Here is a 13,026-nt window from a genome sequence, read left to right on the forward strand (position 1 = left end):
GGTCGGGAGTGCTCGGGCGGACGGTGCGGGCCGTCACCGGGGCCGGCGGCGCGGCGCAGGCGGACCGCGGGGTCGAACCGGTCAGGGAGCGGGACAGCGGCTGCTGGCTGAACGGCGCAGATCAATCACGAGCCGCCGGGTGAGCCGGCACCGGGTGGAGCGGCTGCGGGGCAGGCCCCACGGTGCGCCCGCGGGACGCCGATCGGGTGCCGGCGGCATCGCACCACTCCCTCGACTCGGGCCTGCGCTCGACCCGGGCCACGAAGCCGGTTCATGCGCGGGCCGCTGGGGAACGCGGCCGAGCCGCCGCAGGACCGCCGGCGACCGGCCAGCCGCGACCGGGAACCATGCGGTCCGAGGCGTCCCGCGGGGCCGGCACGGCGGTCTGACCAGGGTCAACCTAATGGCGAAAGTCGACTATGTCCATAGGCTCACTGGGGCCCGACGGCTGGCGAGGTCCGGCGGCCCAGCCCTGTCCATGGGCCCGCTGGGTTCGGCCGACCGGCCGGGTCGTCGGCCGGGTCGTCGGGCCGGTCGCCGGGAGGGCGCGGCGGTGACCTTGGCGACCGCGAAGGGGTGACGCACCGAAGAAGAGAACTTAGGCTCACCTAAATTTGAGGCCCGGATGGGCCCCCGTTCGACGGGCCGCCACTGTCCGTCACGACAATGGGCTGGAGGGCGATCATGTCGCTGCACGAGGCGATCCGGGCCGTCGCCACCGACCGCGCGCAGCGCCCGATCCGCTGCGAGCTCCAGGTCGACGGGGTCGCCGAGATCTCCGCGTCCTTTCGGCGCATCACGCTGCGCGGCCCCGGGCTCGCCGCCTACACCGACCCGCTGCCCGCGGATGCGTTCCGGCTGTCTCCCTCGATCCCGGCGCCGCGGACCCGCGCAACGGGGGACCAGACCGCGGCGGATCCGGCAGCGGGGGACCGGGTTGCCCGGGTCGGGGTTGCCCGGGCCGGGGTTGCCGGGGTCGGGGTTGCCGGGATCGGGGTGGCCGGGGACGAGGCGGTGCCGGCGCGGGTCGCGGGCGTGGTGCTGTCGCGGGCGTTCACCGTCCGGACCTTCGACCTCGCCGCCGAGCGGCTCACGTTCGATGCCTTCGCCCACGGTGCCGGTCTGGTGGATCACTGGCTGCGGGGGCTCGGCCCCGGCGCCGGCGTCACCATCGTCGGGATGCGGGTCGAGTTCGCGCCGCTCGCCGTGTCGGCGGCGACGCCGGATCCGCTGTTGCTGGTCGCCGACGGCAGCGGACTGCCGGCCGCGGCCGCGATCCTTGCCGCCCTGCCGGCGGGTCACCCGGCGCTCGCCGTGCTCGGCGGGGTGGCCGAACCCGACCGGGCACTGGTGCCCGCCCGCTCCGGGCACCGGATCCGCTGGGTGCGCAGGGACGCGCTGCCCGAAGCGGTGCGGACGCTGCCCCGGCTGGGCGCGGCGGCCGTCGCGTGGGTCGCCGCCGAGGCGGCCCAGGTCCGCATCATCCGACGTCACCTGGTCGAACTCCACGGGGTGCCGCGCCCGCAGGTGCGCGCCAGCGCCTACTGGAAGGCCGGGGTCACGATGGACGACCTGCACCTGACGCCGGACTCGGACGTAACAGCCGATCTGGACGTAACGGCCGACCTGGACGTAACGGCCGATCTGGATGCGGCGGCCGAGCACCGCCGCGCCGAGGACACCGCCCCAAGCCGGGCGGAGTGGGACCCGGAGGCCCTGGAGGAGATCGCCCTCCCCTGACAGCGCGCCCGGACGAACATCGCGAGTGTGATATTCCGGCCCGGTGGACGGCGCGGCCCGCCGGGGTCGGAAGATCCAGTTGAGCGGGCGATGCGCGGTGGGCCGTGAATGCTGCGCCCCGCGCCAGCGACCGGAGGGGCGGGATGGACGTGGGGGCGGACGCCGATATCACACAGACGGCGGCGCATGTACCCCCAATCTCGGCGGCTGTCAGGTCGGATCCTGGTTCAGGGTCAGATACCAAAGTAGACCGGCGAGAGTGAAGGCGTCTGTGATCTCGCCGGCCCGGATAAGGGCGCTTATCTCCGCTGGCAGACACCAGCGAAGAGAGACGGATTCGTCGCTGTCGACAGGTTCTCCGCGCCGATCAGATTCCCGCGCCAGAAAAAGATGTGAGACCTGATCCGTAAGTCCGGGACTGGTGTTCATCGTTACTAGGTGTTGAAGATTCTTCGGCTCCCAACCAGTCTCCTCGAGGGCTTCGCGGCGGGCGGTCTCGGCCGGTTCTTCGCCTTGTTCCGCCTTCCCTGCTGGGAGCTCCCAGCCGAAGCGGGAAACGATGAATCGGTAGCGGAATAGCAGGAGGATACGTCCGTCCGGGTTCACCATAATCGTGCCGGAGCCTGAAGCGGGAACCCGAATGAGATGGTGCGGGATTCGGGCGCCGGAGGGCGTCTCGACGTCCGCGATATGCAAGTTCACCCAAGGGCTGGCGTAGATGACGTCTTCTCGGTGCACAGTCCAACGATCGCTCATTCACCTGATGATAGCGGGGCCACCCGTCGTGCTCCATCAACTTCCGACCCGCTAGAAATGTAACGGCATTGCTCCGGCATTTCGGGCGCCTGCGGGTTAATCACCAAACTCTGTCGCGCCAGCCCCTGTGCGTTACGGCTCGCCGGACATGCAGGGGCGACGCGTCCACCGTTGGCAGGAATTCCACGGCTGTCTCACTCGAGTCTGGCGCAGAGGGGTCGGGCCACGCTGGCTCGCCTGTAGCGTCCCGCTGCAGGAGAACAGCCCCGCGCCTGGAAGAATGGACACGCGAACCAGGGAGGACTTCAGCGTGACCGCGCAGACCGTACGCTCACTCATCAACCAGGTCGAGATCGCCGTATCCGCCGCGATCGACCGCACGCTGCCCGAGGCGGCCGGCGCCGACCCGGTGGTGCGCCCCTCGGAACATGCGGACTTCCAGTCCAACGCTGCGCTAGCTTTGGCGAAACGCGTCCGCACGAGGCCCATCGACCTGGCAGCCGCCGTTGCCGACGCGCTGCGCGCCGACGGCTCGACGACGGTGGCGGACGTGGCCGTCTCCGGCCCCGGGTTCCTCAACCTCACCCTCGCCGACACCACGGTCTGGACACAGATCGCCGCGCGGCTGGCGGACCTGCGGCTCGGTATCGGCCGCCTGGAGCAGGGCCGCCGTACCGTGATCGACTACTCCGGGCCGAACATCGCCAAGGAGATGCACGTCGGCCACCTGCGCACGACGATCATCGGTGACGCGCTCGCCCGGGTGCTCGGCTTCCTCGGTGCCGAGGTCATCCGGCAGAACCATCTTGGTGACTGGGGCACCCAGTTCGGCATGCTCATCCAGTACCTCGACGAGCACCCGGACGCCGCCTGGCACAGCGACGACCTCGCCCCCGGGACCTCGGCGGTCTCCGCGCTTGACGGCCTGTACCGGGCCGCGCGCAAGGAGTTCGACGCTGACCCCGGGTTCGCTGATCGCGCCCGGGCTCGTGTCGTCGCGTTGCAGGCCGGCGATGAGGGCACTCTCGACCGGTGGCGGCAGATCGTGGCCGAGTCCGAAGTCGCATTCCGGCAGATCTATGACCGGCTTGGCGTCCTGCTCGAACCATCGGACTCCGCGGGCGAGTCCTTCTACAACGACCGCCTGCCCGACGTTATCGGCGAGCTGACTACGGCTGGGATTGCGCAGGACAGCGAAGGCGCGCTGGTCGTCCTCTCCCAGGAAGTCACCGGCCCCGACGGTGACCCGGCCACGTTGATGGTCCGCAAGTCCGACGGCGGCTACGGCTACGACACCACCGACCTGGCCACCATCCGCTACCGCATCCGCGACCTGCACGCCGACCGGCTCCTCTACGTTGTCGACGCCCGCCAGGCACTTCATTTCCAGCTTGTGTTCGAGACCGCGCGCCGCGCCGGCTGGCTCACCGACGGTGTCGAAGTCGCGCACGTCGCGTTCGGTACGGTGCTCGGCCCCGACGGCCGCCCCTTCAAGACCCGGGCCGGCGACACCGTCAAACTCACGGACCTCCTCGACGCCGCGACCGGCAAGGCGCGGGCCACCGTCGCAGAGAAGGATCACGCCCTTACCGACGACGACCTCGACCACATCGCCGAGGCCGCCGGCATCGGCGCGGTCAAATATGCCGACCTCTCGACCAGCCGTACCAAGGACTACGTCTTCGACATCGACCGCATGGTCTCCTTCGACGGTAACACCGGCGTGTACCTCCAATACGCCCACACCCGCATCCAGTCGATCCTGCGCAAGGCCGGAGACATGGCAACCACCGTCGACTCGGCGTTGCCCCTGCACAGGGCGGAACGCGCTCTCGCATTCCAGCTCGACGCCTTCGGGGACGCTCTCGCCGAAGTCGCCCGACTGCTAGAACCCCATCGGCTGTGCAACTACCTCTACGAACTCGCCCGCGCCTTCACCGACTTCTACGAAGCCTGCCCCGTGCTGCAGGCCGACCCCCCGACCCGCGCGAACCGTCTCGCCCTGTGCCACCTCACCGCCCGGACCCTGAGTCAGGGACTCGACCTGCTGGGCATCGCGGCACCAGAACGGATGTAACCGTTATCCCCGATATCTCGGCTGATCTGCTGCACCTGGCGGACGCCCCGGTAAGTCGGCGGCTCCGAGCCACGTTCTTCGGTGACCCATGGGCGCGCCGGACGGACATCGCGGAGGTGATGTGCCGGGCCGGTGGGCCGCGCGGCCCGGCGGGATGGAAAGATCCGGTTGGGCGGGCGATGCGCGGCGGGGTGGATGCTGCGGCCACGCGCCAAGGAGCGGAGGGACGGGGTGGACGTGGGGGCAGGCGCCGGGACGAGCGGACGCGCGCGGTCGGTCGACCTGCGGGAGGACATCCCGCATTCGGCTCGAATGTACGACTACTACCTCGGCGGTAAGGACAACTACGCGGCGGACCGGGAGGCGGCCGAGCAGGCGCTCGCGGTCTTTCCCCACCTGCGCACCTACGCCGGGCAGAACCGGGCCTTCCTGCACCGGGCCGTGCGGTACCTGGCGGCCGAGGCCGGGGTGCGCCAGTTCGTCGACGTGGGCACGGGCATCCCGACCTCGCCGAACCTGCACGAGATCGCCCAGGGGGTCGCCCCGGACGCGCGGATCGTCTACGTCGACAACGATCCGATCGTGCTCGTCCACGCCCGCGCCCTGCTGACCGGCACGCCGCAGGGCCGGACCGTCTACGTCGACGCGGACCTGCGCCGTCCCGACGAGATGATCGCCGTGCCGGAGTTCGCCGCCACCCTCGACCCGGCGCGGCCGATCGCGCTGTCGCTGATCGCGATCCTGCACTTCTTCCCCGACGCCGACCGGCCCGCGGACATCGTCGCCCGGCTGTGCGAGCGGCTGCCCGCCGGTAGTTTCCTCGTCGTCAGCCACGGCACGGCCGAGCTCGCGCCGCAGGCCGCGGCGCGGGTCGCCGAGGTCTACAACGGCCGCGGCATCCCGTTCCAGACCCGCGACCGCGCCGAGGTCACCGCCCTGCTGCCCGCCGGGTGGGAGCTGGTCGAACCCGGCGTCGAGGTGCTGCACCGCTGGCGCCCCGACCCCGGCAGCGACCCCGACCTCATCTCCGACGCCGACATCAGCGCCTACGCCCTGATCGCCCGCAAGTCGTAGGCGCCGCCCGCTGCGGCGAAGTCAGTGCTGGGACTCCTCGGCGGCGATCACCGCGCCCGCCTGCGTCGCCTCGCTCGGCTGCTCGGGCAGGCGGCGGCCGTCACCGGCGAGCAGGTCGCGGATCTCGGTGAGCAGGCGTGTCTCGTCGCTGATCGCCGGCTCCGCCTCGGGCACGGGATGGCCGCGCCGGCGCAGTTCGTTCGCCTTCGCCAGCGGCAGGACGACCACGAAGTAGACAACCGAGGCGACAAGCAGGAAGGTCACGACGGCGTTGAGGAACAGGCCGTAGCGGAACACGCTGTGGTTGACGGAGAACTTCAGATCGGCGAAGTCCGGTTTGCCGCCGACCGCGGCGATCAGCGGCGTGAGCAGGTCGTCGACCATCGCCTTGACCACCGCGGTGAACGCCGTGCCGATGATCACGGCGACGGCCAGGTCGACGATGTTCCCGCGCAGAAGGAACTTCCTGAAGCCGCCGAGACCCGGCCGGATCAGCCGCACGGACGGCTCGACCACCTCCCGACTCCGATTGATGACCTTCCTGAAGCCGAGCACGCCATCTCCTCGCCAGCTCTGCACGGACCCGTCGGGCATGTCGTCCGCGGCGGGCGGCCGGCGGCCCGGGAGGATGCCCGGGCCACCCGACGCGAGTCCGTTATCACCCGGCGAAGGCGGATTCAATCCCGCCGGTCGGCCGGCGGCGCCACTGCCGGGGAGCCCCGAGGAGTCGGCCGCTCAGCGTTCCTTGGCCGCGCGGAAGCCCCGGTCCAGGTCGGCGAGGATGTCCTCGACGCCCTCGAGGCCCACCGACAGGCGGACGAGTTCCTCGCTGACCCCGCTGTCGGCCTGCTCGGCGGGGGTGAGCTGGGCGTGCGTCGTGGACGCCGGGTGGATCGCCAGCGAGCGGACGTCGCCGACGTTGGCGAGATGGCTGTGCAGTTCCAGGCCCTCGATGAAGGCCCGCCCGGCCGCCGCGCCGCCGCGGATCCCGAACGCGAGCACCGCCCCGGCCCCGCGGGGCAGGTAGCGCTGGGCGGCCGAGTACCAGCAGCTGTCCGCCAGGCCCGGGTAGGCCACCCAGAGGACCTCGGGCCGCTCGGCGAGCCAGGTGGCCACCCGGGCCGCGTTGGCGCTGTGGCGCTCCATCCGCAGCGACAGCGTCTCCAGCCCCTGCAGTAGCAGGAACGCGTTCACCGGGGACAGCGCCGGGCCCAGGTCGCGTAGCAGCCGGGCGCGGGCCCGCACGATGAAGGCGGTCTCGGCGAACGCCTCGTGGAAGACCAGGCCATGGTAGGCGGGGTCGGGGGTGGTGAAGCGGGGATGGCGCCCGGCCGTCCAGTCGAACCGCCCGCCGTCGACGATGATCCCGCCGATCGTCGTCCCGTGCCCGCCGATGAACTTGGTGGCCGAGTGCAGCACGATGTCGGCGCCGTGTTCGAGGGGACGGTTCAGGTACGGCGAGGCGAGCGTGTTGTCGACGATCAGCGGCACCCCGGCGGCGTGGCCGACCTCGGCGACGCCGGCGATGTCCAGGACGTTGCCCCGCGGGTTGCCGATCGTCTCGCCGTACAGCGCGACGGTGTTCGGGCGGATAGCGGCCCGCCAGGCGGCCAGGTCGTCCGGGTCGTCGACGAACGTCGTGGTGATGCCGAGCTCCGCCAGCGTGTGCTTGAACAGCGCGTACGTCCCCCCGTACAGCGACGTCGAGGACACCAGGTGGCTGCCGGCGCCGGCCAGGTTGAGCACCGCCAGGGTCTGCGCCGCCTGGCCGCTCGCGGTCGCCAGCGCCGCGACCCCGCCCTCCAGGTCCGCGACCCGCTGCTCCAGGGCGTCGGAGGTGGGATTGACGACCCGGGTGTAGGTGAAGCCGACCTCGGCGAGGGAGAACAGGTCGGCCGCGTGCCGGGTGTCGTCGAACACGAACGACGAGGTCTGGTAGATCGGCACCGCGCGGGCGCCGGTCGCCGGGTCGGGCGCCGCCCCGGCGTGGATCTGCCGGGTCTCGAAGCTCCAGCCGGTCGGGGAGGTAGTCACGCAGGGATTCCTCTCGTGCGGATCAGTTGGTGCCGTGACCGGTGGCCTGGGAAGCGGGCTGGGAAGCGGTGGGCTGGGAAGCGGTGGGCTGGGCAGCGGTGGGCTGGCCGGCGGTGGGTTGGGAGGCGGTCGGATGCTCGATGTCGGAATAGTGGCGGCGGGCCACCTCCGGATGGCTGCGCAGCCAGCTCTTCAGCGTGTTCACGCCGTGCTGCGCGAAGATCGGGTTGTCCGGGTCGGGCGGGGGAGCGTCGCCGGTCTCGCGCAGGAGTTCCTCGGGCAGGGGGACGGGTTCGAGGGTCGCGGACAGCCGCGGGCCGAAGAAGAACGCCACCGACAGCCGTTCGTGGCCCGGCGGTGGGCTGACGACCCGGTGCACCGTGGCACGGTAGTAGCCGCGGGTCGCCAGCTCGAACATCTCGCCGATGTTGACGACGAAGGTCCCGGGCCGCGGGACCGCGTCGATCCACCCGGCGGCACCGTCGGCGACCTGCAGCCCCGCGGCCGGCTCGACCACGTCCCCAGCAGGTAGCGCCCGGACGTCGTCCTGGAGGACGAAGGTGAGGAAGCCGCCGTCCTTGTGGGAGCCGACGCCCTGGTCGTAGCCGGCGGGGTGCGCCGGGGGCGTGGCCAGGTAGCGGATCAGCTTCAGGTGCGAGCGCGGTTCCTCGGCGAAGGTCCGGTCGAGATGGTCGGCCGGCAGCCCCAGCGACTCGGCGAAGGCCCGGACCAGCAGCCGGGACAGCCCGCCGAGCTCGCTCATGTAGGCCAGCACGCTCGCGCGCAGCTCGGGGACCTGGGCCGGCCACTGGTTGGGACCGTCGAGGCGCAGGTACGCCGGGTCGTCGGGGCCGAGTGCCCGGGCAGGGCGTTCGTCGGAGATGTCTATCTGCTCGCGGATGTCGGGAGTGCCGCGGGTGATCTCCTGGCCCAGCCGGGTGTAGCCGCGGAAATGCGGCGAATGAACGTTCTCGATCTCCAGCTTCGCCGCCTCGGCGAGGTGGAAGAAGCGGCGGCTGACGTCGAGCAGGGCCGCGGTCCGCGCGGCGGGGATTCCGTGCCCGGTCAGGTAGAAGAAGCCGGGCCCGTGGCAGGCCGTGCGCAGGTCGGCGAGAAACCGCGCGCGGTCGGCGGTGCCGGCCAGGAACGGGCCGATGTCGAGAGTGGGCAGGGTACGGGCGCTGGTCACGGTGGAGTTCGCCTCCGGCGCGTCGGTGTCGGAATGGAGAAACGGCGCGGGCGGTCTCGGGACGCCCCGCGGGCGTTCTCGGGGCGCCGCGGCCGGTCAGGGGACGGCGCGGGCGGCCTCGGGACGGCGCGGGCGTTCTGGGGACGCGGGCGATCAGCGACAGAGCCGGCTGGCCACCAGCATGAGATCGACCGGGCGACGGCGGGTGAGCCGGGTGCGCCGGGTGAGCCGAATGCGCGAAGCCACCCCGCCACTGTGCCAGGCGGCGGCGCGATCCGTGCGGCGTCCGGCCGACCACGTCCAGGCATCCCGGGGCGTTGTCCCAGGTGTCCCGGGGCGTTCTGCGCGCCTCTGGACCGATTGCCGCGCGCCTGGTTACAGTCAGCCCGTGGGAACTGGGCAGCCGCCACGGCTGGCGATTCTGGACGCGTTCTGGAGTTCCCGTCGCGCGCACCACTTCGACCAGATCTGTTGTTGATCAACGTCTGACGGCGAGCCCGTCCGGGTCGGCCGGCTGCCGTCCACCGGCAGCGGTGCCCCGACGCCGTCCACCTCGCTGTTCGCGGCCCCGCCGCGTCGACGGACGCACCGCTGACGGACGAGGTGCCGCAGGCGAGGTCCCCGCGCATTCTCGGTGCGGCCGTCTTCGGCCCGCCGCCTGCATCCTTCCAGTCGCTGGGCGCTGACTTCCGCGCGCCCGCCGGCATCATTGCTGCCTCGCAAAGGGCGCTTCATGAGAATCAGAACATTCGCCGCCGCCGTCGCCGTGACCGGTCTGGCGCTGGCGGCCTGCGGGTCGGACGGCGATGGCGGCGATGGCGGCGCGGCTGGCGCGTCGGCGTCGGCGTCGGCGTCAACCGGCGGGCGCGCCAATCCCGACGCCACTGTCACCATCGGCGCCGTCCTCGAACCGACGAGCCTGGACATCACCCGTACCAGCGGAATCGCCGTCGGTCAGATCCTGCTCAACAACGTGTACGAGGGGCTGGTGAAACGGGACCAGAAGGGCGTCGTGAGCCCGGCGCTCGCGACATCCTGGAAGATCTCCCCGGACGGCCGTACGTACACGTTCACCCTCGCGGGCAACGCCGCCTTCCACGACGGCGCCCCGGTGCGCGCCGCGGACGTGGTGTGGTCGTTGAATCAGGCGATCGCACCCGCCTCGACGAACCCGTACGCCAGCGACCTGGCCGCCATCGCCGCGGTGAGCAGCCCCGACCCGCGCACGGTGGTCCTGACGCTGAAGGACCGGGACAGCGGGCTGCTGTTCCACCTGACCGGCCCGCCCGGCGTCGTCGTGCGTCAGGGCGCCACCGGCCTCGCCGGCCATCCCGACGGCACCGGACCGTTCCGCTTCGACTCCTGGCGGCGCGGCGACAGCATCACCCTCGTGCGCAACGACGCCTACCGGGGGCCGAAGGCCACGGTCGCCCGGGTGGTCTTCCGCTACCTCGCCGACGCGAACGCGCAGAACAACGCGGTGCGCACCGGCCAGGTCGACGTCGGCGTGATCTCCGACAACGACCTGGTCGACGCCTACCGGGGCAACCCGAAGTTCGTCGTCGCCGAGGGCACGACCACCGACAAGTTCACCCTGGCGTTCAACCAGGACCGCGGGCCGCTGGCCGACGTCCGGGTCCGCCACGCGATCCGCCAGGGCATCGACAAGGACGGCCTGATCAAGGTGCTCGGCGCCGGGACCCGGATCGGCTCGCCGGTGCCGCCGCTGGATCCCTGGTACTCCGACCTCACGAGCATCGACCGCTACGACCCGGCGAGCGCGCGCCGGCTGCTCGCGCAGGCGGGGCACGGCGGCGGGCTGCGCCTCGGCCTCACCATCCCGAACATCTACCCGCCGAGCATCGGCGACTACGTCGCCTCGCAGCTACGCGAGATCGGCGTCACCGTCGAGGTGCGCCGCGTCGAGTTCCCGGCCTGGCTCACCGGTGTGTACACCAAACACGACTACGACCTGAGCATCGTCGACCACGCCGAGGCGCGCGACCTCGCCTTCTACGTCAAGCCCGGCTACTACTTCGGCGACCGTTCCCCGCAGGCCCGCGAGCTGGCGACGGCCGGTGCCAGCGCCGCCTCCGACGCCGACCGCGACACGGCCCTGCGCGGCCTCGCCCGCCGCTACTCCGAGGACGCCATCGCCGACTGGCTCCTGCTCGGCAAGGCGCGGCAGGTCGCTCGGGCCGGCGTCACCGGCTACCCGACCGACGACGTGTCCGCGATCTACGACCTGTCGAAGATCGAGGTGGCGAAGTCTTGACCGGCCCCGTCGGTGGCCGAGGCGGCCGCAGTGGCCGGGGCGGGGCGGCGGTCCGATGGCAGTGATCATCCTGCGGCGGGTGGGCCTGCTGGCGGTCTCCCTGTTCGTCGCGAGCCTGCTCGTGTTCGCGCTGCTGCGGCTGCTGCCCGGCGACACCGCCGACGTGCTGGCCGGGACGTCCGCCTCGCCCGACCAGGTGCTGCGGATCCGGCACGAGATCGGCGCCGACCGGTCCCTGCCCGCCCAGTACCTGGACTGGATGGGCGGCGTGCTGACGGGGGACTTCGGGGTCTCGGCGCTCAACGGCGCGTCGGTGTCGGGCGAGCTGGGCGAGAAGCTGACCGTGACCGCTCCGCTCGTCGGCGCCGCCACCGTGCTCGCGCTCGCGGTCGCCGCGCCGCTGGGCGTCCTGGCCGCGGCCCGCCACCGGCGGACGTCCGGGGTCGCCCTGTCGGCGCTGAGCCAGCTCGGCCTCGCGGTCCCGACGTTCTGGGTGGGGCTGATGCTGGTCACCGTGTTCGCGGTCGACTGGCGGCTGCTGCCCGCCGGCGGGTTCCCCGCGGACGGCTGGGCCGATCCGGTCGCGGCCGTGCGCGGTCTCGTGCTGCCGGTGGTGACCCTGGCGGTGGTGGAGGCCGCGGTGCTGCTGCGTTTCGTCCGCTCGGCGACCCTGGAGGTGCTGCACGCCGACTTCATCCGGACCGCCCGGGCGAAGGGGTTGACCCGCGGGCAGGCCCTGCGCCGCCACGGGATCCGCAACGCGGCCCTGCCGGTGGTGTCGATGCTCGGCCTGGAGTTCGCGACGTTGCTGCTCGGCGCCGTGGTGGTCGAGAACGTGTTCGCGCTGCCCGGGCTCGGCCAGATGCTCGTCGCCGACATCGGCAACCGTGACCTGGTCAAGGTCCAGGGCACGGTGCTGCTGGTGACCGCGGCCGTGCTCGTCGTCGGCTTCGGCGTCGACCTCGCGCACCGGCTGCTCGATCCGCGGCTGCGCAGCGCCCGATGACCGACTCGGTGCGGGCGCTGGCCCGCGGCGTGTGGGGCAGCCGGTCCGGGCGCCTCGGCGCGGTCCTGTCCGGGCTCGTCGTCGTCGCGGCCGTCGTGTCGCTGGTCTGGACGCCGTACGACCCATCCCGGGTGGACCCGGCGGCGTCCTGGGCGCCGGTCGGGACCGCGCACTGGTTCGGCGCGGACCGGCTCGGCCGGGACCTGTTCAGCCAGGTCCTCGTCGGCGCCCGCACCACCCTGGTCGTCGCCGTGGCGGCCACGGCGATCGCCGCAGCCGTCGGGGTGGGGCTCGCGCTGCTGGCGACCCTGCCGCCGCGCCTGGTCGCCGAGGGGGTCGCCCATCTCGTCGACGTGCTGCTGGCGTTCCCGGTGCTGCTGCTCGCCATGGTCCTCGCGGCCGTGTACGGCGGCTCGCGCTGGACCGCGATCGTCGCCATCGGCGTCGGGGCGGGCATCGGGCTGGGCCGGGTCACCCGCGGCGAGGTCCGCCGGGTGCTGGGCACCGACTACGTGCTCGCCGCGCGGGCCGCCGGCGCCGGCACCGGTCGGATCGTGCGCCGGCACGTGCTGCCAAACATCGCGCCGACGGTGTGGGTTCAGCTCTCACTCATCCTCAGCCTGTCCGTGCTGACCGAGGCGGCCCTGTCCTACCTGGGCTTCGGCACCGCGGCGCCCACCCCGTCCTGGGGACGGATGCTTGCCGAGCTCCAGCCGTATCTCACCCTGCGACCGTGGACGCTGCTGTGGCCCGGTCTCGCGGTCGTGCTGACGGTCCTCGGATTCAACCTGCTCGGAGACGGCCTGCGCGAGGCCGGCGACCCGCGGCTGCGCGAACGCCCGGCCGCAGACTCCGACGGCGCCCCGCACGCGGCC

General features: G+C 72.2%; 10 protein-coding genes. 6 read left to right on the forward strand and 4 right to left on the reverse strand.

Annotation, left to right across the window (positions count from 1 at the left end):
- Positions 1–684 precede the first annotated feature (684 nt).
- Complete coding sequence (locus ND748_RS14570) at positions 685–1,740, forward strand: siderophore-interacting protein (protein ID WP_251746349.1); 1,056 nt, start codon at positions 685–687, stop codon at positions 1,738–1,740.
- Between the two features lie 210 nt (positions 1,741–1,950).
- Here ND748_RS14570 and ND748_RS14575 read toward each other — a convergent pair whose 3' ends face one another.
- Complete coding sequence (locus ND748_RS14575; protein WP_251746350.1) at positions 1,951–2,478, reverse strand: NUDIX hydrolase; 528 nt, start codon at positions 2,476–2,478, stop codon at positions 1,951–1,953.
- 298 nt (positions 2,479–2,776) lie between these two features.
- On the opposite strand from ND748_RS14575, the gene argS reads away from it, so the two are divergent.
- Both argS and ND748_RS14585 read left to right on the forward strand, forming a co-directional pair.
- Positions 2,777–4,573, forward strand: a complete 1,797-nt coding sequence (gene argS / locus ND748_RS14580; protein ID WP_285902116.1) for an arginine--tRNA ligase — start codon at positions 2,777–2,779, stop codon at positions 4,571–4,573.
- 237 nt (positions 4,574–4,810) lie between these two features.
- On the forward strand, positions 4,811–5,647 hold the full coding sequence (locus ND748_RS14585; protein WP_251746358.1) for an SAM-dependent methyltransferase: 837 nt from the start codon (positions 4,811–4,813) through the stop codon (positions 5,645–5,647).
- Positions 5,648–5,668: 21 nt separating this feature from the next.
- On the opposite strand, the gene mscL is transcribed toward ND748_RS14585, so the two are convergent.
- From mscL to ND748_RS14600, 3 genes are all read right to left on the reverse strand, one after another.
- Complete coding sequence (gene mscL / locus ND748_RS14590; RefSeq protein ID WP_251746352.1) at positions 5,669–6,202, reverse strand: large conductance mechanosensitive channel protein MscL; 534 nt, start codon at positions 6,200–6,202, stop codon at positions 5,669–5,671.
- 180 nt (positions 6,203–6,382) lie between these two features.
- The gene (locus ND748_RS14595) at positions 6,383–7,681 is read right to left on the reverse strand and encodes a bifunctional o-acetylhomoserine/o-acetylserine sulfhydrylase (RefSeq protein WP_251746353.1); all 1,299 of its coding nucleotides are present in this window, start codon (positions 7,679–7,681) and stop codon (positions 6,383–6,385) included.
- A 22-nt stretch (positions 7,682–7,703) separates the two neighbouring features.
- On the reverse strand, positions 7,704–8,870 hold the full coding sequence (locus tag ND748_RS14600) for an isopenicillin N synthase family oxygenase (RefSeq protein WP_251746354.1): 1,167 nt from the start codon (positions 8,868–8,870) through the stop codon (positions 7,704–7,706).
- 733 nt (positions 8,871–9,603) lie between these two features.
- On the opposite strand from ND748_RS14600, the gene ND748_RS14605 reads away from it, so the two are divergent.
- The 3 genes from ND748_RS14605 to ND748_RS14615 form a co-directional block, all read left to right on the forward strand.
- Positions 9,604–11,145, forward strand: coding sequence for an ABC transporter substrate-binding protein (locus tag ND748_RS14605; RefSeq protein ID WP_251746355.1), 1,542 nt, complete (start codon positions 9,604–9,606; stop codon positions 11,143–11,145).
- Between the two features lie 55 nt (positions 11,146–11,200).
- Positions 11,201–12,151: an ABC transporter permease gene (locus ND748_RS14610; RefSeq protein ID WP_251746356.1), complete on the forward strand. Its 951-nt coding sequence runs from the start codon at positions 11,201–11,203 to the stop codon at positions 12,149–12,151.
- On the forward strand, positions 12,148–13,026 hold an 879-nt coding region (locus ND748_RS14615), incomplete at its 3' end, for an ABC transporter permease (RefSeq protein WP_251746357.1). The genes ND748_RS14610 and ND748_RS14615, both read left to right, overlap by 4 nt.

The sequence above is a fragment of the Frankia sp. AiPs1 genome, from assembly GCF_023716945.1.
In the GTDB taxonomy this organism is placed as follows: Bacteria; Actinomycetota; Actinomycetes; order Frankiales; family Frankiaceae; genus Frankia.